Below are 19024 nucleotides of genomic sequence, written 5' to 3' on the forward strand. Positions count from 1 at the left end.
TGCCCATGAAGTTAGCCATAGTTACCGCCTGCCCCAACGGCATGGTCACCAGCGTGCTCTGCGCCCGCCTGCTGGACGCCGCGGCGCAGCGCCAGGGCTGGAGCACCAGCGTCGAAGTGCACGATGAAGCGCACCCGGAACGCCAACTCTCGGCGGCCACCATTGAGGCCGCCGAGTGGGTGCTGGTGGTCAGCACCGGGCCTGTGGATATGTCGCGTTTTGTCGGCAAGCGGGTGTACCGCAGCAGCCCGTCCCAGGCCCTGCAGGATGTCGATGCAGTGCTGCGTCGCGGCGCTGAAGAGGCCCAGGTCCATGTCGCCACCGAGGCCAGTGTCGAGCCGGTGCTCGAAACAGCCAAGCGCGCCCCGCGGCTGGTGGCGATCACTGCCTGCCCGACTGGCGTGGCTCACACCTTCATGGCCGCCGAGGCCCTGCAGCAGACCGCCAAGCGCCTGGGCTACGACCTGCAAGTGGAAACCCAGGGCTCGGTGGGCGCGCGCAATCCGCTGAGCGCCCAAGCCATTGCCGAGGCCGACGTGGTGCTGCTGGCGGCGGACATCGAAGTGCCCACCGAACGTTTTGCCGGCAAGCGCATTTATCGCTGCGGCACCGGCGTGGCCCTGAAACAGTCCGAAGCGACCCTGAACAAGGCTCTGGCCGAGGGCCGGATGGAGTCCTCCGTAGCAGGCGCCCAGGCACCGGCCAAGCAGGAGAAGACCGGGGTCTACAAACACCTGCTGACCGGGGTGTCGTTCATGCTGCCGATGGTGGTGGCGGGCGGTTTGATGATTGCCCTGTCCTTCGTCTTCGGCATCACCGCGTTCAAGGAGGAGGGCACCCTGGCCGCGGCCTTGATGCAGATCGGCGGCGAGACCGCCTTCAAGTTGATGGTGCCGCTGCTGGCGGGTTACATCGCCTACTCTATCGCCGACCGCCCAGGCCTGGCGCCGGGAATGATCGGTGGCATGCTCGCCAGCACCCTGGGTGCGGGTTTTATCGGCGGCATCGTCGCCGGCTTCCTCGCCGGTTATGCGGCCAAGGCGATCAATAAATATGCGCGCTTGCCGCAAAGCCTGGAGGCGCTGAAACCTATCCTGATCATCCCGCTGCTGGCCAGCCTGTTCACCGGGCTGGTGATGATCTACGTGGTGGGCAAACCCGTGGCGGGCATGCTCGAAGCCCTGACCCACTTCCTCGACAGCATGGGTACCACCAACGCGATTCTGCTGGGGGTACTGCTGGGCGGCATGATGTGCGTCGACCTGGGCGGGCCGATCAACAAGGCGGCCTATGCGTTCTCGGTAGGGCTGCTGGCGTCCCAGAGCTATGCACCGATGGCCGCGACCATGGCCGCGGGCATGGTACCGCCCATTGGCCTGGGCATTGCCACCTTCATTGCCCGACGCAAATTTGCCCAGACCGAACGCGAAGCCGGCAAGGCCGCCCTGGTATTGGGCCTGTGCTTTATCTCCGAAGGCGCGATTCCGTTTGCCGCCAAGGACCCGTTGCGAGTGATCCCGGCGAGCATCGCCGGCGGCGCCCTGACCGGGGCTTTGTCGATGTACTTCGGCTGCAAACTGATGGCGCCCCACGGCGGCCTGTTCGTCATGCTGATCCCGAATGCCATCAACCATGCGTTGCTGTACCTGCTGGCGATTGTCGCGGGCAGCCTGCTGACGGCGGTTGTCTATGCGCTGGTGAAACGGCCAGAGACCGTCGAACTGGCCCTGGAACCGGCCAAGGCGGCCTGACCTCCACGGCACATCCGTTGCGGCGCAATCCCGCAACGGCACCCGTTGTAGACGCTGCCGCAGGTTGAGAACGACCTATCTGCAATACGGCCTTCAGCTCCTTGTCACACCCCCTTCATCCCCACTGTCTAAGGTGTGCTTTTTGACCATTGTCAGGGAGTCACCATGAGCGAGTTCAACCTCGGCCGTCGTCGGATCATGCAAATCGCCGGGGCGGGGCTGTTGATGCCGAGCCTGGCGCCGGCGGTGATTGCTTCGGTCAAGGATCGGCCGCAGCTCACCGACGGGGTGCAGTCCGGGGATCTGCTGGGGGATAAGGCGATGATCTGGAGCCGCAGCGATCGTCCGGCGCGGATGGTGGTGGAGTGGGACACGCGAAGCATGTTCAGCAACCCCCGGCGCTCTGTTTCGCCCCTGGCCGATGCCCGCACCGATTTCACGGCGCGGGTGGAGTTGACCGGGCTGCCGGCCAATCAGGCGATCTTCTATCGGGTGACCTTCGAGGACGCCCAGTCCGGCGTGGCCAGCGAACCCTGGTTCGGCCATTTGCGCAGTGCGCCTTCGCAACGCCGGGACATTCGTTTTGTCTGGAGCGGCGACACGGTAGGGCAGGGCTTCGGCATCAACCCGGATATCGGCGGCATGCGCATCTACGAGGCAATGCGCCTGCGCCTGCCGGACTTCTTTATCCACAGCGGCGACACCATCTACGCCGACGGCCCGGTGCCGGCGCAGTTGACCGTGGAAGACGGGCGCATCTGGCGCAACCTCACCACCGAGGCCAAGAGCAAAGTGGCCGAGACCCTCGACGAATACCGGGGCAACTACCGCTACAACCTGATGGACGAAAACCTGCGCCGCTTCAACGCCGAGGTGCCGCAGATCTGGCAGTGGGACGACCACGAGGTGGTCAATAACTGGTCGCCGAGCAAGCAGCTGGACGAACGTTACGTGGTCAAGGACATCCAGACCCTGGTGGGCCGCGCGCGCCAGGCCTGGCTGGAGTATTCGCCCATGCGCCGGCAGAGCGCCGATGGCGGCGGGCGCATCTACCGCAAGCTCAGCTATGGGCCGTTGCTGGATGTGTTCGTGCTGGACATGCGCAGCTATCGCGGCCCCAACGATGACAACCTCGGCGGCGAGAAACCTTTCCTCGGCCGCGAGCAACTCGATTGGCTGAAGCGTGAGCTCAAGGACTCCTCGGCCCAGTGGAAAGTGGTGGCGGCGGACATGCCCATTGGCCTGGGCGTGCCCGATGGCGAAGTCAGCCCCGGGGTGGCGCGCTGGGAGGCGATCGCCAACGGCGACCCGGGCCCGGCCCAGGGCCGCGAGCTGGAGATTGCCGAGCTGCTAGCGTATTTGCGCAAGCATCAGGTGCGCAATCATGTGTGGCTGACGGCGGACGTGCACTACTGCGCGGCCCACCACTACCACCCGGATCGGGCGGCGTTCCAGGATTTCGAGCCGTTCTGGGAATTTGTCGCCGGCCCCCTGAACGCGGGGAGTTTCGGGCCCAATGTGCTGGACAAGACCTTCGGCCCGGAAGTGGTGTTCCAGAAGGCGCCGCCAGCGCAGAACACTTCACCCTTTGCCGGCTTCCAGTTCTTTGGCGAAGTGCAGATCGATGGCCAGACGGCAGAGCTGAAGGTAATCCTGCGGGACCTGGATGGCGTGGCGGTATACGAGCACAACCTGCAACCGGCGTAACCATCCCCGCCAACGTCCCGTCCCGGAGGAGCCGGCTTGCCAGCGAATAGGGCCCATGAGCCTTGCGCCGATCTGAAGGGCGCCTTCGCTGGCAAGCCAGCTCCTACGGAGGGTGCGGCACGATTGATGTAGGAGCCGGCTTGCCGGCGAAGAGGCCCTTGCGCCTTGCGCTGTTCTGAAGGGCGCCTTCGCTGGCAAGCCAGCTCCTACGGAGGGGGCAGCAGGATTGGTGCAGGAGCCGGCTTGCCGGCGAAGCGTCTGACGCCTCAGTAAACGTCGCGGCGGTAGCGACCCTGCTCAATCAGGCGTTCGACGTGGTCTGCGCCCAGTACCTCGATGAGCACCTGATCCACCCCCGACGCCATGCCCTGCAAGCTGCCGCAGATGTAGAGCGCGGCGCCATCGTCCAGCCATTTTTTCAGCTCGTCCGCCGCCTGGCGCAGGCGGTCCTGGACGTAGACCTTCTCGGCCTGGTCCCGGGAGAACGCCAGGTCCAGGCGGCTCAGGTCGCCCCGGGTGCGCCATTCCTGCAGTTCATCCTTGAAGTAGAAATCATGCTCGGCATTGCGCTCGCCAAAGATCAGCCAGTTGCGTTGCTGGCCGTCGGCGATCCGGGCCTTGAGCAGGCTGCGCAAGCCCGCCAGCCCGGTGCCGTTGCCCAGCAGAATCAGTGGGCAAGGTTCGGCCGGCAGGTGGAAGCCGCTGTTGCGCCGCACCCGCAGGCTGATGCTCGAACCCACCGCAGCATGCTCAGTGAGCCAGCCGGAACCGATCCCCAGGCTGCCGTCGGCGTGGCGTTCCTGGCGTACCAGCAGCTCCAGGCAACCGTCGGCGGCAATCGAGGCGATGGAGTATTCGCGCATGCTCAGGGGCACCAGGGCATCCACCAGGGCCTGGGCGTGCAGGCCCACCAGGTGGGTGCGGTTTTCTGGTAGCTGGCGGCTGCCCAAGGCTTGTTCCAGGCTCTCTTCCAGGCCGTCGAGCTGGGCCCTGGCCTCGCCGGAAAGCCCCAGGCCGTCGAGGAAGTATTCGACCAGCCACGGGCTGTTGCGCGGCATGACTTCCACCAGGTCGCCAGCCAGCCAGCTGCTGGCGCTGGGGGCCAGCAGTTGCAGCAGGTAGACCCCGGAGCCGCTGCTGTCGGGGTTGAGCAGGGTGCGGCTCTTCAGGGTCCAGTTGTCGAAGGCCGGGGCCTGCCACAGGTCTACCGGGGCATGGCCGGTGAGCTGGCCCAGTTGCTGCTGCCAGTGGCGCAGGGCGTAGCTGTCGCCGCTGTCCACCTCGATGGGGGCGAACAGGGTGCTGCCGCCCTGGTTCGACAGCCAGTCGTGCAGGCGTCGGGCAAAGCCGCAGAAGTGCTGGTACTGGCGGTCGCCCAGGCCGAGCACGGCGTATTGCAGGCCTTGCAGCGACAGCTCGCGGCCCAGCAGCTTGCGCTCGAAGCCGCGGGCGCTGTCCGGTGCTTCGCCGTCGCCAAAGGTGCTGACCACGAACAGCGCGCGCTGAGCGTCACGCAGGTCCTGTTCGCTGAGATTGCTCAGCGGCTGGACCTTGGTCGCCACCCCGGCAGCCTGCAATTGCCCGGCGGTCTGCCAGGCCAGCTGCTCGGCAAAGCCGCTCTGGCTGGCGAAGCCGATCAGCCACGCCGAGCCGTCGGGGGCGGTACTTTCCAGGCCCTGGCGGGCCTGCTTGATCTGGCGCTTCTTGCGTCGGCGATCCAGGTACAGCAGCCAGCCGGTGACGAAGAACAGCGGCATGGTCAAGGAGGCCAGGGTCAGCAGGATGCGCCCCACCAGGCCGAAGTAGCTGCCCACGTGCAGTGCGTAGACGCTAGTGAGCAACTGCGACTTGAGGCTCTTGTCGGCGTAGCGGTCATGACGGCTGATCACCCCGGTGGCCGGGTCCAGGGTCAGTTGGTTCAGCGCCCGTTCGTGGGGGGAGCTCTTGAGCAGGTAGAACACGGTCGCCGGCTGCCCGGCCACGGCAGGCATACGGATGTTGTAGGCATTGAGGTCCTTGCCGGCGGCGCTGTAGATGCTGCTCCACATGGCGTTGTAGTCCGCCACCGGGGCCGGGCCCTTGGGCGGCGGGCCACCACGGCCGCCACGCTGGCGCTCGCTGTGTGGCGCATCGGAGAGTAGCTTGGTCAGGCCCTCCCGGTACCAGTCGTAGGACCAGTACAGGCCGGTGAGGGCGAACAGCAGGTAGAACAGCAGGCACCAGGTGCCGAACACGGCGTGCAGGTCCCAGTTGAAGCCGCGGCCTTTCTTGGCCCAGTCCAGGGTCAGCCACACCCGCCAGTTGCCGACCTGGCGCGGCCAGCGCAGGTACAGCCCGGACAGGCAGAAGAAGATCAGGATCAGGGTGCAGGCGCCGGTGATCTGCCGGCCGGTGTCGCCGATGGCCAGGAAGCGGTGCAATTGCAGCATGAGGCCGAAGAAGTCCTGGCCGATGGCGTCGCCCATGAACTCGCCGGTATAGGGGTCGAAGTAGCGCATCTGGCCACGGCGTTCCCCCGGCGGCGGGGTGAAGAACACCCGCGCGGCGTTGCCGCTGTCGGTCTCGACCCAGAGCATGGACACCGTCTTGCCTTCGGCGGCCTGGATTTTTTCCACCAGTTCGGCGGGCGGCAGTACCCCGGCGGGGAGCTTGTCGACTTGCAGCACCGATGGATTGAGGGCGCGCAGGATTTCGTCCTGGAACGACACGGTCGCCCCGGTGATGCCCATCAGGGCCAGGATCAGCCCCGCGCTGATGCCGAAGAACCAGTGCAGCTGGAACAGGGTTTTCTTCAACACGTCACTCGCCTTGTTCGTCCAGAGAGAGGAAACACGGCGCGCATTATGCCGTGTGTTGTCGAGAAGCATTCGTTTTTACATGCAAAAGCCCCAAGCATTGAAATGCGTGGGGCTTGGGCGCCTGTGGCCGTGGCCACAGGACAGTGCTGCATTGGATTAGAAGTGGAAGTTGGCACTCATCAGCGCGGTACGGCCGGCGGCAACGTGGGCGTAGTGGGTCTGGAAGACTTGATCGAAGTAACGCTTGTCGGTCAGGTTCTGCACGTTGAGTTGCAGGTCGACGTTCTTGGTCAGCTTGTAGCTGGCCATGGCGTCGTAGCGCCAGTAGGACGGGATCTCCACCGAGTTGGCGATGTTGCCGAACTGCGAATCGACGAAGGTAGCGCCGGCGCCGACAGTGAGGCGTTCCGGGATCAGGTCATAGGTCGACCACAGGGTGAAGTTGTTCCGTGGCGTGCTCGGGGTGTGGTTGCCCTCGTCCACTGCCAGGGTGGTTTTCACCACTTCGCTTTCCATGTAGGTGTAGCCGCCGTAGACCTTCCAGTTGCGGGTCAGCTTGCCGCTGTAGGTCAGTTCCAGGCCGTTGACCCGTTGTTCACCGTCCAGCACCTGGGTGGCGCCGCCATCCGGATCGTTGATCCTCGCATTGGTTTTCTCAGTGCGGAACAGGGCGGCGGTCAACGACAGATCGTCATCGAAGAAGTCCCACTTGGTGCCCACTTCATAGTTGCGGTTCTTTTCCGGGTCCAGGCTGCTGTTGTTCGCCGCCAGGTCCAGGCCACCGTTGCCGCTGGTTTCACCCGCCGGGTTGCTAGAGGTGGAGTAGGCCGCGTAGACGCTGCCGTTGGGCAGCGGTTTGTAGACCACGCCGATCTGGTAGTTCCACAGCTGCGAGTTGTTTTCGCGGGCGAACTCGCCCACTGGGGCACGGGTAGCGTAGCCACTGGAGCGGGTCTGGTAATCGTCGAAACGCAGGCCCAGGTTCAACGACCATTGCTCATTGAACTTCAGGGTGTCGAACACGTAGGCCGCAGCGGTCTTGGTGTCGGTGTCGGTGTAGGCCGCGCTGTCCTTGATGGTGCCGTTCCAACCAGCGCCCGGTGTCGGGTTGTTAAGGCTGGTGCAGTCGCCATTGGCGATCAGGGCCGCGTTACAGGTACTGCCGTTGACCGCCGAGGTCACGTCGTAGGCACGGTTGTGGGTATCCACGTAGGAGAACTCGATACCGGTCACCAGGCTGTGCTCGATGAAACCGGTGTCGAACTTGGCGCTCAGGTCGGTCTGGTTGGTCCAGCCCTTGGAGGTCGAGTTGCGGCTTTTCGGGCTGCGATAGACGGTGCCGTTGGCCACGTTGCCACGGCTGTCATCCGGGTTGGTGACGACGTAGTCCAGGGTCGAGCGCGACAGGCGGAAGCTGTTGGACAGGGTCAGGCTGTCGTTCAGGTCGTGTTCGATCTTGATCGTGCCGCTGTCTTCGCTGGTCTTGCGGTAGTCGCGGCCGGTGAGGCCGTAGAAGTTGTCACGATTGACGCTGACCGGTTTGTCGACGTTGTACTTGCTGCGGCGAGTGCCGCTGTTGGTCAACGGGATACCGTAATCCGGGATGTCATCGGTGTTGAGGTGGTAGTAGCCCACGGTGACCCGGGTATCGGTACCCAGGCCGAACGCGAAGGAAGGCGCCACGCCCCAGCGGCTGACTTCCACGGCGTCGCGACCGGCCACGTTGGCCTCGTGCTTCATCAGGTTCAGGCGAAAGGCCGAACTGTCGGTCATCTGCTGGTTGAGGTCCAGGGTGGTGCGTTTGGTCTGGTCCGAGCCCCAGGTGAAACCACCGTTGTAGGAATTGCCCAGCTTGGCGGTCTTGGAGATCAGGTTCAGGCTGCCGCCGGTGGAACCGGCACCGGTAAAGGCCGAGCCAGGGCCCTTGCTGACTTCGATGGATTCGACGTTGAAGATCTCCCGGCTTTGCGAGGCAGGATCACGCATGCCGTCGATGAACACGTCGCTTTCGGCGTTGAAGCCGCGAATGATCGGGCGGTCGCCGGCTGGGTTGCCGCCTTCACCGGCACCGAAGGTAATCCCGGGTGTGGTACGCAGGGCATCCACCAGGCTGGTGGCCGCAGTGTCCCGCATCACTTGCTGGGGAATCACCGTCACGCTTTTCGGCGTTTCCCGCAATGGTGCTGTGTATTTTTTCGAGGAGGAGGTGTCGACCTTGTAAGACGTCTGTTCCTGGGCCTCACCGGTAATGCTGGTGGCTTCCAGGGCAATGGCTTTGCCCGAAGTCTTCTGCTGAGTCTCTTCAGCCGCCTGGACCATATGGCCTGCGGAGCCGGCGGTGATCGCCACGCCAATTGCAGACGCCAGCAGGCGTGGTGAACTGACAGCGGATGGTGGTTGTTGGCGTGACATGTTTTTCCCCTCCCCAAGGATTTGAGGCGGCGGAATATAGGGGAAAGAAACATTTGTTATCAATTGCGAAATATTGCTATTCGCACTTAATTTACATTCTTTACAATTTGCCTTTACGGTTTTTACGTTCTCATGCGTCCCGGGGTTTTACACAGTCAATAAGAATCAATATCATTGACGGCCTTTCGCTCTGCAGGTACCTGGCCATGTTGCTGCACATCCCTGGCGTGTTCACCCGTGACGAGGTCGGGCGCATCCGTGAAGCCCTGGAACAGGCGGACTGGGCGGACGGCAAGATCACCGCCGGTTACCAGTCGGCCAAGGCCAAGCACAACCTGCAATTGCCGGAAGGCCACCCGCTGGCCCAGGAGATCGGCGCGGCGATGCTCGATCGCCTGTGGCAGAACCCGCTGTTCATGTCCGCCGCCTTGCCGCACAAGGTGTTTCCGCCGCTGATCAACTGCTACACCGCCGGCGGCAGTTTCGATTTTCATATCGACAACGCGGTGCGCCAGCCCAAGGGCAGCCCGGAGCGGGTGCGTACGGACCTGTCGTCGACCCTGTTCTTCAGCGACCCCGAGGATTACGAAGGCGGCGAGCTGGAGATCCAGGACACCTTCGGCCTGCAGCGGGTCAAGCTGCCGGCGGGGGACATGGTGCTGTATCCAGGCACCAGCCTGCACAAGGTCAACCCGGTGACCCGGGGTGCTCGCTACGCCTCATTCTTCTGGACCCAGAGCCTGGTGCGCGAAGATAGCCAGCGCGCCTTGCTGTTCGAGATGGACGGCGCGATCCAGGAACTGACCCGGGACGTGCCCGACCATTCCTCCCTGATCCGCCTGACCGGCACCTACCACAACCTTTTGCGTCGCTGGGTCGAGGTGTAAGCCGTGACTTTTCAACTTCGTCGCGAGGAGCTCCTCGACGGCGCGCAACTGAGCGCCATGCTTGAGGAGAGCCCGGCCCGCGCCGCCCAGGCGGTGCTGGCCGCTGCTTCCGAGGGCCTGCTGGACGCCCAGGCGCTGCTGGGGCAGATCCTCCTCGACGGTCGCGGCATCCAGCAGGATCAACCCCTGGCGGTGCGCTGGTTCGAGATCGCCGCACAACGTGGGCACCTGATGGCGCGCAACATGCTGGGGCGCTGCCATGAGCACGGCTGGGGTTGCCCGGCGGATGCCGTCCGCGCGGCCGGGCACTATCGCCTGGCTGCCGAGGCGGGGTTGGACTGGGGGCTGTACAACTACGCCAACCTGTTGGCCACCGGTCGCGGCGTGGTGCAGAACCATGCCTTGGCCCTGGCCTATTACCGTCGTGCGGCGGACCTTGGCCATGCCAAATCGATGAACCTGCTGGGGCGCTACCTGGAGGAGGGGCTGGTGTGCCAGGCCGACCTTGAAGCGGCGCGGGACTGGTACCGGCGCTCGGCCGAAGGCGGGGATTTTCGCGGGCAGTTCAGCCATGCGGCGGTGCTGGCCGATACCGGGCGTACCGACGAAGCCGTGGAGTGGCTGCAACGGGCTCTGGCCGGTGGCAACCTGAATTTTCTCCGGGTAGCTGGTGGTTCGTTATTGAGTGCTGGTAGTCCACAGGTCCGAGGTATGGCCCGGGCTTATTACCAGCGCGCTGCCGAGATAGGGGATGTGAGGGATCAAGAGCAGTTAGCTATTCTGCTTGAGCAGAAACTGCTCAGTTAACCAACGGCGAAGCTGTTTTTTGGATGACCCTGTGCTGAGGGGGCCCCATGCGCCGTCAGATTCTGCTCTCAGGCACTACTACTATTTCTGCCTGGCCCTCGGAGTTGAGTTTTCGTTGGCCACCTTGCTTAGTAGCTTTTCCATCGCCAGGCGTCCTCTTATGGCGTCGAAGTTTTTCTGAATGTACTGCGCTCCGTTGCTGCCCATTCGCTCCCTTAGCGCCTGGTCTTTCATCAGAGTTGCCAGTACCGAGGCTAGTTGACGGCTATTGTTCGGTGGAAAGTTCACCCCTGCATCAGCGGCGCTGATGATCGCTGCGGCCTCTCCTTCTACACCGCACAAGACCGGTTTTCCACAGGCCATGTAATCCAGCAACTTGGTAGGGATAGCTCCCTTGAACAGGGATATGTCCTGCAACGTAACCAAACACACATCTGCCGAATTTATGAACCCCCGGGCCAAGCTTTTGGATACCGGTGCCAGTAGCTGCACATTATCAATCTGCAACTGGGCGATGCGACGTTCTATATGAGCCCGCTTCATACCATCGCCGATCAGGAGAAAAAGTAGTTTCTCATCCTTGGAGTGAGCTGCGGCATCGATGATCACGTCCAGGTTGTTGGCTTCTCCCAAAGCGCCGAAGTACAGCACGATCTTGCGCCCCTCCCAACCTTGTTCTTGGCGCACAGCCTGGCCGGCCTTGGCGTCGGGGAAGAGCATCTGGGTATCAATGCCGCAGGTGATAACCTCCAGTTTCTTCGCAGGCCAGCCACGTGCCTGGATGTCATCGTGAATACCCTGGGTCAGGGTCACAATCCGTGCAGCCTTGTCGTATAGCAGGCGTTCCATCCAGTACATGATGCCGATCAGTTGCCGGTTGCTCAGGATACCCATCTGTATCGCTGACTCCGGCCACAAGTCACGAACCTCAAACACCATGGGGATCCGGCGTAACTTGCAGACCAGCCAGACGGATAACATCGGAAAAATCGGTGGCGAAGAAGCCAGTACTACATCAGGCCGAGAAACCTTCATCAATCCAATAGGGGCCGTCAAGGAGAAAGAAATGAAGCTGATCAGGCGTCCGAGGTAGCTGCGATGCAGCTCGGAGTAGGTATAAGTACGGATGATTTCAACGGCACCGTCCTGTTCCCGGCGGACTAGGCGCTTATACCAGGGTTGCATCGGTTGATCTCGTTGCATATACCCAGTTTCGCCAGACACTACTGTTACGTTGTGGCCTTGAGCTGCCAGGTGCTGGGTAAGTTCATATACCAGCGAATGCCCGGGTGAGGAGTGCCCTTGGTAGTATTGATAAACCACTGCCACTTTCATTTGAACATTCCATAAATCTGTTTGAGCTGCTGGCTCTCACGCTGCCAGCTCAGCTCCTCGCGGACTGCAGTAAGGCGTTCGCTCCAGCCCTGCAGGCGTTTCTCGTCGGCAAAGAAGTTTGTGATTGCCGAGGCAATTTGTTGGGGGCTGCCAAGGTTGGTAACGTGACCGATCTTATGGCCTTCTATCAGACGCCTCAGTTCAGGCAGGTCGCTGCCAAGAATCGGCAGGCCGGCCGCGATGAACTCGAACAGCTTGTTTGGTGTGCAGTAGTAGTTATTCAGACATATAGGCTGATAGGGAATTACTCCCGCATCGGCCGCTGCGGTGATTTCAAGCAAGCGGGCTTGCGGAACTGCAGGATGCAGATGCACTCGCGACTGCAACCCTCGGCGCGCTATCAGCCGCTGCAGGGAGGTGGTCAACTGCCCACCTCCCAGCAGTACCAGATGGATTGGCAAGGAACGCAGGAGTGCCATGGCTTCCACCAGTTCGGGCAAATTGCGTCCAGCGGAGAAACCTCCCTGGAACAACAGAATCTGGTGCTCCACTGGAACGCCGAAGCACTGGTGTAAATAAGCGGATTTTGGTTGTAGCGGGCCTATGCGTTCGGCGTTATGGATAACAGATACCTCGGCCAGTCCATAACGCTCCTGCAATTCATGGGCAACGGACGGGTTGACCGTAATGACCCGATCACAGGCATGTATATGCTTGCGCTCGATCTTTGCCCAGCTCAGTTGCTGGCCCCGGGAAAATTCCTGCTCGCAGTAGAGTTCATGACTGTCATACACCAAGCGGGCGCCAGACTCTTGCGCTAGTTGGCGTGCAACCGCAAGCATCGGCAGATCGTGAGCTACCACCACCTGAGCAGGATGTCGTGTCCCGTCAGCAAGAAACAGATTGAGATAAAAGCGTTCCTGATCAACGAGGAAGCGCCAGGCCAGCGACTTGAGGAAACGCATCAGCCGACCGTTCATGGGCAAATGCCGGCGTACTATCCGGTAGGCGTGCAATACCCTGTTTTCTCGGCGCGCTGCGGATTCTTGTTGCGCCCCTATGCGCACGACACGCGGGTCCTCTGTACCTGCAATATCATCCAGAGGCATGGCCAGTATTGTCACATGCCAGCCATCTTCTTCCAGGCTGTCCGCCTGCAGGAGAATGCGCCGATCGATCTGCCTATCGTTGCAAAGCATGAGGGCCCGCGGTTTAGGCTGCAGTTGTTCAGATTCCACTGGGTTTCATATCTCCATCGATGAAGATGCAATGCCACAGTTCGAGGCACAGAAGCCCCCAAACGACGCGGCCAAATTCACGCTCGTTGGACAGTGCTTGTTCCACTGCCGGGATGTGGTAAAGGCCTCTTTGACGGGCACGATCAGAGAGCAGGGTGTCACGAACGAAATCCCGTGCAACGCCTTTGGTCCATTGCGTCAAAGGTGTGGGGAAGCCCATTTTGTCTTTACGGTGAAAGATGTTAGGGGGCACCGCACTGCGTACGGACTCTTTGAAAAGGTGCTTCACCCGGCCGCCGGAGAACTTGATGTTGGGCGGGATGGTGGCGAGGAACTCCACGATGCGATGGTCCAACAGCGGTACTCTGGACTCGATGGAGTTCGCCATACTGGTCCGGTCTTCAACATGAAGGAGTGCCGGCAGAGACCCCTTTAGATCAAAATAGGTCATCTGGTTGACCAGCGAGTGCAATTCAGGGCGATTGAAGATTCGCTGGAACGAGTCGAATGATGAGTAGTTTGATGTGCCGCGCAAGGACTCCTGATTGAACAGCTGGCTCATTCCTTCGCTGCGATCAACCAGGCGGAAGTAACGCTCATCGGCGGGGCCAAACAGGCCATCTCGCCACAAGCTTTGCAACATGGGTTGATAAGTACCGAGCAGAGGCAGGTTGGGTACGATGGACTCAAGTGACACTGCATAGCGACGTTGGTGAGCTGTCTGATTAATTGCGCCAGACAAGCACTTCTCCAGGTAGGCGGCCATGTATCGTGCATAGCCAATGAACAGTTCATCACCACCTTGTCCGCCCATCACGACTTTCACATGATTACTTGCCAGTTGAGAAACATAGTACTGGGGGATGGCCCCCGGGCCGGCCAGCGGCTCGTCCATGTAATACATCAGCTTGGGCAATATATCCGGCAACGTGTGACCAGAAATGTAGATCTCGTTGTAGTCTGTTCCTGCGAAGGACGAAACCTCCTTGGCGTAAGCGGTTTCATCAAATTGTGGTCCCTCGCTGAAGGCCCCGGTAAAGGTTTTCATCTGTTCGCCGCCGAGCATGCGTGATGCGAGGCAGACGATCGAACTGGAGTCCAGTCCACCCGAAAGGTGGGCTCCTAAAGGCAAGTCCGAGCGCATGTGCAGGCGAATAGAGTCGTCAAGTAAGCCTGAGAGAGTATCGATGAAGTAACGCTCATCATGCTCTTCATCGATGTTGTACTGCAGGTCCCAGTACTGATGGAGCTTGAGCTTGAGCGCAGAATCCTCATACCAGGCAGTCAAGCAATAGCCAGGTTCAAGCTTGTTGATTCCCTTGAAGAGGGTTTTCTCATCTAGGCAGAACTGAAAGGTCAGGTAGTCTTGCAGGCCTTCAGAGTTGGTTTGCGCTTGTACTGATTCATCGGCAAGGAGAGCCTTGATCTCCGACGCGAACATCAGGCGTTGCCCATCGAAACTGTAATAGAAGGGCTTGATGCCCAGCCGATCGCGTGCGCAGAACAACTTTTGTTCCGCCTTGTCCCAGATCGCTAAAGCAAACATTCCCTGCAATCGAGTCAGGCACCGCTCCCCCCACTCTCGATAGGCGTACAACAACACTTCAGTATCTGAATAGCTATGGATCGGATGTCCCTTGCCAATCAGTTCGCGGCGCAACTCTAAATAGTTGTAGATAGCGCCATTGAATACCAGGATATAGCGCCCGTCCTCGGTCACCATAGGTTGCTTGCCGTTTTCCGGGTCGATAATCGCTAGACGTACATGCCCAAGTCCGACCGGGCGCTGGTCATCAAGCCAAATGCCATCGTCGTCGGGGCCTCGGTGGCGAATTGCCGCCATCATTTTGGTTAACCTAGCCCGAAGTTCATTGGATGAGCCCGAGGTGCTCAGTTGACCTGTAATTCCACACATCAGTTTTTCACCGTGTTTCAAATATTGCCATGTCTATCTATTAACAGATAATTAGCTTGTTTCTCAGTTTCTGCTGATAAGCCCGATTAGTAATTTTTTTCGGCAGGGCTTTTTAATGGTCGATACAAGCTTGATATGATTGTGGCGCATGAAGCTCATATTAAAAACCATATGAAAATCTTAGAGGCTGTTTTGGTAGAGAACTCCTTCAGTGATTTTTCCTGTACCCCAGGTAATGCTCAGGATATCTGCGTTCGGAAGAAAGTCTTGTGGAGCATACCCGCTGAAACGAGTATCCCATTTTTTTGCTCCTGTGATGGAGGACTCATCAGGCAAGCAATTTCCGCCTTGGATGTCCGTAAAACTGCAAGAAACTTTATACCCGAGGGTTGGATCCTTTATTTTCCAATTGTTATTCTCCTTTACCTCAACGATCGTATGGTTGGCCAAACCATTTCGTAGACCAAGAATCCGCCACTTACAGTTTTCTGTATAGCAGTTTTCATATACGTATCGAGCAGCAAAATGGCCGCAATGAAGAACATCATCTTTTTTCGGAGTATTGCCGTAGAAGGCTTTATTCGACTCCAATATACTTCTTGGGAAATGATGGGTTCCGTAGAATTTTTGCCCCTCGACGTCTAATGGTTCTATTTTTTCTGCTTTTCCTGACACAAGCTCGATGTTTCTGATCAGTAGCCTGTTTTGTGCTGCACCTTTTCCTAATGTTAAAGAAAATGTTGTAGGGCCATGGCTTTCAGGTAAGGGAATTATGCTATAGGGCGTGCCGAGTCTTGAGCTGAGATGCAGATTTTCGTCGTTTATTGTATGGTTTATCGTGGCTGCAAAGCCTTTTTCGTTAGTAGACGTTATCTTCACCAAGTTTGGAACTTCGTTGCGATTTAACCAGAATATTTTAAGCTGTGCGGCTGTAGAGGGGGACGTGCTGGTTATGCAAAGCTCGGAGCCAGAGATATCTACTGCGGAAATATAGTGGCTGAGATCTCCAGGTTTTATTGTTTCTGGCTCATAGCCTTTGTAGTATTTTCCAGCACCGCAGGACTGTAGTTTTACGCTGGTCGTATCAGTCCAGTTCTTCTCTGAAATCAGGGATACCAAGGCCGCCTCCCCCAGGCTAACTTCATGATTGCTGTCCAAGCGTCTGAAAAAGCTCCATGCCATATCCTGAAGTTCATTTTTTGAACAGGATCTGCTGATGCTGCAGTAGCGCCAGAAGTTGTAGAAACTTTTTCCAGCAAAGCTTTTGAATGAAGAGTCTAATAAATCAGTGTTGTCTGCAGTCGCATATAGGCTGGCAACATCACTCACTGTAAGAGGGGCGCTGTTTCTTAATGAGTCTAATTTCTTAATGAAATCATGTTTTTTTGAGCTGATATCTTTCTGGTCAAGAAACTTGCCATTGCTGATGACTTTATCGTTGACTAGCCAGTTGTCTTGGCTAGGTAGTTTAACTGGGATTAGAAGGTTGCTGGGATTTTGCTCGGTGTAAAGAAGAGCTTGTGATGTCGAGGATGAAAATAGCAGTGTGTCATTATCTATTTTTTTGCTCTGCAGGAAGTCTAAGTTTGGTTTGATATTCCAGACGAGTTCGTTTGGTTCAGGGACTTTGTATGTCGTTAACGACCCGTCATGGTTATAGAGGCGACCAAAACCTAAGGTGGTACGTTTACCAAAAAAATACTGAGAGGGGGCGGCTGTATTTTGGTAGTTAGTCCAGTCGTTTCCAAATTTTTGGCTCTTGTATTTTTTGGATGACGCCCAACCTTGTTCTACTGGTGTGATAATTTCTTTGAGCTGGAGGTTGTGAAGGTTGTAGATATAGATGCTGGCACGCATTGATGAGGTGACTAGTATTTCGTCAAACTGATTTAATACTGCACTATATGGATAGCTAAAGTAATTAAGTCCTGGCCCCAGGCCACCAAAGGTTTGCAGCGGAGAGAGGGTGTTGGAGTCAAGCAGGCCGATCATTCCTGAATGAGCATCGGAAACGAGTAGCTTGCCCTCTCCGCTGTTAGTTATAGAGGTAGGCCAGAGGTACTCTCCATTCTGCATGTTCCACCCAGACTTGCCTTGGGAGAGGACGCTCTCGCCGGTATTTTTATTTAGTTTTTGGATATTCTTATTGGCAAGGCTTGTTGCGTATATGAAGTGCTCGTCCGCAGTGATGCCATGGGGTTTGCGTAACTCCGAAGTCCAGATTTTATTTCCATTCTTGTTGAAGGCTATAAGATTATCCGAGTCATGGTTGGCGGAGTAAATATTGCCAAAGCTATCCACGAAAATGTTTTTTGGACCTCTTCCAGAGTCGTCTTGAATAGAAGTCTCAACAGTGAACGTGCAGTCTTCAGGGCTTATATTGCCGGTCAATATGTTGTTGCCGGTTTGATTTGCGATATACAGAGTTTTGTTGGTAAAAAATAATCCTGTGGGAGTCCAGGTTTTTTTAATTGCTAAGTCTGATTGCCACTCCGGTTTTACTTCGCAGACGCTCTTTCTCGACTTGTTTAGCAGGATGATGTTTTTGTAGCTGGCAATCGCTATGGTGTCTTTGTCAATCTGGGCTGTTGAGAGCCAGTTATCCGGGGCCGTACTGCTTTCTTTGACATTGCTGTTATCGTATTTTGAGATTTTTACGTCTTTGTCAATTCCAGTGCCCTCAAAGTTCAGCATGGTCGAGGTTGTAGTTTTGTCTGTTGTATTGGATGGCAATAGGCCGTAACTTAATACAATAATTATTGTTATTGTGGAGGAGAATAAAAAAATCTTACTTGAAGTCTTCATTAAAAATTTGCGGCCGGAGTTGTTGGGCGGACTGCGTGATCTGTATTGGGTGACATATGTTTTTCTAAAGTTTCGCTATAGATTTTTTTCTGGGTTTGCCATGTCAGCGTTACGCGATTTTCTTCTAGGTTTTTTTTCCAGGTTTTTAATGCGATGGCAGAAAATGCGATATCTATAGCCTCGGCAATTTGATGGGGGGTGTTCATTTTTCTGGTCATGCCGAAATCTTTTTTGCGGACGAAACGGTTAAGCTCGGGGGAGTCATTGGCCAAAATAGGAAGCCCAGCCTGAATAAACTCGAAAAGTTTGTTTGGAGTGCAATAATAGGAGTTCAGGTCAACATGTGGGTACGGAATGATTCCTATGTCCGCAGAGGCACTATGTTGCAGAAGTTCACTTTGCGGTACAGCTTCCAAAAAGTAGATGCGTGAGCCCAGCAGTCCGAGTGACAGTGATTTTTTCTTAAGCAGCTCACCAAAACTTCCAAAGCCCATCATCACTAGATCTATATCTTTGGTTTTCACCAGGCTGATGGCAGCAATCAAGTTTTCGAGGTTTCTATATGGGGAAAAGCCGCCTTGAAATAGCAAAATGCGTCGTTTGGCTGAGATGTTGAGTTTTTCACGTAACAGGTCATAACGCACCTCGGGTTTGAACTCGGGAGGTGGATCGATTGCATTGAGGAGGGTGACCGGTGTGTCGATTTGATATCGCTGCGCCATTTCCTGAGCAATGGAATCATTGACTGCAAAAACCACATTTGCTTTTTTGATATGGCGCGCTTCTGATTCCGAGCAAATTTTACGCTGTGCTCGGGAAAAGGTTTTTTGCTCGGGATAAAGTTCGTGAGCATCATAAGCGAGTGGGACGTTCCACTTTGCCGCCAGTTCAGCACCTGCCTCTAGTGCTGGAAGGTCATGGACTTGAACTAGATCACTTGGGAACTCGAGCCCATGTTTGACGAAGGCTTGGCGAAAGGGTAGGGGGTCATGCAGCATACGGTTCTGGTAACGAAGTAAAAGAAGCGCCTTGTACAGGTTCCAGTTCAGATGACTAGCATATGTGAATAAGCGTTGAGATATTTTATGTACAAAGGCACGTCGATTTACTCTCCAATTTAGGAAGGTGTTTAGTTTGTACTGGCGTTTCATATATCCTTTGTAAGTTGGATTTTCTGGAACAATATGATCCAGACCTATACGAGTGAGCTGAATACCTTCAGCGGTCAGTTCGTGGGTAGTTTGCTTGTCAAACGATAAAGCAAGCAGGCGCACTGAGTGCTGCTGTAATATCAATGTAACTGCTTGTGCAACGACCCGGCGATCTAGATGCTGGTCGTGGCAAAGCATCAAAATACAAGCCATACGGT

Annotated in this window: 11 protein-coding genes; 4 read left to right on the forward strand and 7 right to left on the reverse strand. The window is 57.3% G+C overall.

The genetic code is table 11. The features are described 5' to 3' along the window. Positions 1–5: 5 nt before the first annotated feature. Both AC1RL5_RS06260 and AC1RL5_RS06265 read left to right on the forward strand, forming a co-directional pair. On the forward strand, positions 6–1751 hold the full coding sequence (locus tag AC1RL5_RS06260) for a PTS fructose-like transporter subunit IIB (protein WP_492589163.1): 1746 nt from the start codon (positions 6–8) through the stop codon (positions 1749–1751). A 165-nt stretch (positions 1752–1916) separates the two neighbouring features. Continuing rightward, entirely contained in the window at positions 1917–3458 is a 1542-nt protein-coding gene (locus AC1RL5_RS06265) for an alkaline phosphatase D family protein (RefSeq protein ID WP_145712612.1), read from the forward strand. A 266-nt stretch (positions 3459–3724) separates the two neighbouring features. On the opposite strand, the gene AC1RL5_RS06270 is transcribed toward AC1RL5_RS06265, so the two are convergent. Further along, complete coding sequence (locus AC1RL5_RS06270) at positions 3725–6256, reverse strand: PepSY domain-containing protein (protein WP_492589165.1); 2532 nt, start codon at positions 6254–6256, stop codon at positions 3725–3727. Positions 6257–6412: 156 nt separating this feature from the next. Further along, positions 6413–8668 carry a TonB-dependent receptor gene (locus AC1RL5_RS06275; RefSeq protein ID WP_125063186.1) on the reverse strand — a complete coding sequence of 752 codons (2256 nt, stop codon included), beginning with the start codon at positions 8666–8668 and terminating at the stop codon, positions 6413–6415. A gap of 206 nt (positions 8669–8874) precedes the next feature. Between AC1RL5_RS06275 and AC1RL5_RS06280 the strand changes: the two genes are divergently transcribed. Next, the gene (locus AC1RL5_RS06280) at positions 8875–9555 is read left to right on the forward strand and encodes a Fe2+-dependent dioxygenase (RefSeq protein ID WP_492589166.1); all 681 of its coding nucleotides are present in this window, start codon (positions 8875–8877) and stop codon (positions 9553–9555) included. A 3-nt stretch (positions 9556–9558) separates the two neighbouring features. Beyond that, entirely contained in the window at positions 9559–10362 is an 804-nt protein-coding gene (locus tag AC1RL5_RS06285) for a tetratricopeptide repeat protein (RefSeq protein ID WP_492589167.1), read from the forward strand. 81 nt (positions 10363–10443) lie between these two features. On the opposite strand, the gene AC1RL5_RS06290 is transcribed toward AC1RL5_RS06285, so the two are convergent. The 5 genes from AC1RL5_RS06290 to AC1RL5_RS06310 all read right to left on the reverse strand — a co-directional run bounded on the left by AC1RL5_RS06290 (position 10444) and on the right by AC1RL5_RS06310 (position 19019). Beyond that, positions 10444–11697, reverse strand: coding sequence for a glycosyltransferase family 4 protein (locus AC1RL5_RS06290; protein WP_210457598.1), 1254 nt, complete (start codon positions 11695–11697; stop codon positions 10444–10446). Further along, positions 11694–12935: a glycosyltransferase gene (locus tag AC1RL5_RS06295; protein WP_492589168.1), complete on the reverse strand. Its 1242-nt coding sequence runs from the start codon at positions 12933–12935 to the stop codon at positions 11694–11696. The genes AC1RL5_RS06290 and AC1RL5_RS06295 overlap by 4 nt, the downstream gene beginning before the upstream one ends. Next, a complete protein-coding gene (asnB, locus tag AC1RL5_RS06300; RefSeq protein WP_145712846.1) occupies positions 12925–14850 on the reverse strand; it encodes an asparagine synthase (glutamine-hydrolyzing) in 1926 nt (641 codons plus the stop codon). Before asnB ends, AC1RL5_RS06295 begins: the two co-directional genes overlap by 11 nt. Positions 14851–15030: 180 nt before the next feature. Beyond that, positions 15031–17655, reverse strand: coding sequence for a hypothetical protein (locus tag AC1RL5_RS06305; protein ID WP_492589170.1), 2625 nt, complete (start codon positions 17653–17655; stop codon positions 15031–15033). Next, the gene (locus AC1RL5_RS06310; RefSeq protein WP_103407061.1) at positions 17655–19019 is read right to left on the reverse strand and encodes a glycosyltransferase; all 1365 of its coding nucleotides are present in this window, start codon (positions 19017–19019) and stop codon (positions 17655–17657) included. The genes AC1RL5_RS06305 and AC1RL5_RS06310 overlap by 1 nt, the downstream gene beginning before the upstream one ends. Positions 19020–19024 lie beyond the last annotated feature (5 nt).

It is taken from the genome of Pseudomonas sp. GW822-FHT06D10 (genome assembly GCF_058799535.1).

Coding starts and splice junctions, on each gene's coding strand:
- AC1RL5_RS06260 (WP_492589163.1), top strand. CDS start 6: ATGAAGTTAGCCATAGTTACCGCCTGCCCCAACGGCATGGTCACCAGC.
- AC1RL5_RS06265 (WP_145712612.1), top strand. CDS start 1,917: ATGAGCGAGTTCAACCTCGGCCGTCGTCGGATCATGCAAATCGCCGGG.
- AC1RL5_RS06275 (WP_125063186.1), bottom strand. CDS start 8,668: ATGTCACGCCAACAACCACCATCCGCTGTCAGTTCACCACGCCTGCTG.
- AC1RL5_RS06280 (WP_492589166.1), top strand. CDS start 8,875: ATGTTGCTGCACATCCCTGGCGTGTTCACCCGTGACGAGGTCGGGCGC.
- AC1RL5_RS06290 (WP_210457598.1), bottom strand. CDS start 11,697: ATGAAAGTGGCAGTGGTTTATCAATACTACCAAGGGCACTCCTCACCC.
- asnB (WP_145712846.1), bottom strand. CDS start 14,850: ATGTGTGGAATTACAGGTCAACTGAGCACCTCGGGCTCATCCAATGAA.
- AC1RL5_RS06305 (WP_492589170.1), bottom strand. CDS start 17,655: ATGAAGACTTCAAGTAAGATTTTTTTATTCTCCTCCACAATAACAATA.
- AC1RL5_RS06310 (WP_103407061.1), bottom strand. CDS start 19,019: ATGGCTTGTATTTTGATGCTTTGCCACGACCAGCATCTAGATCGCCGG.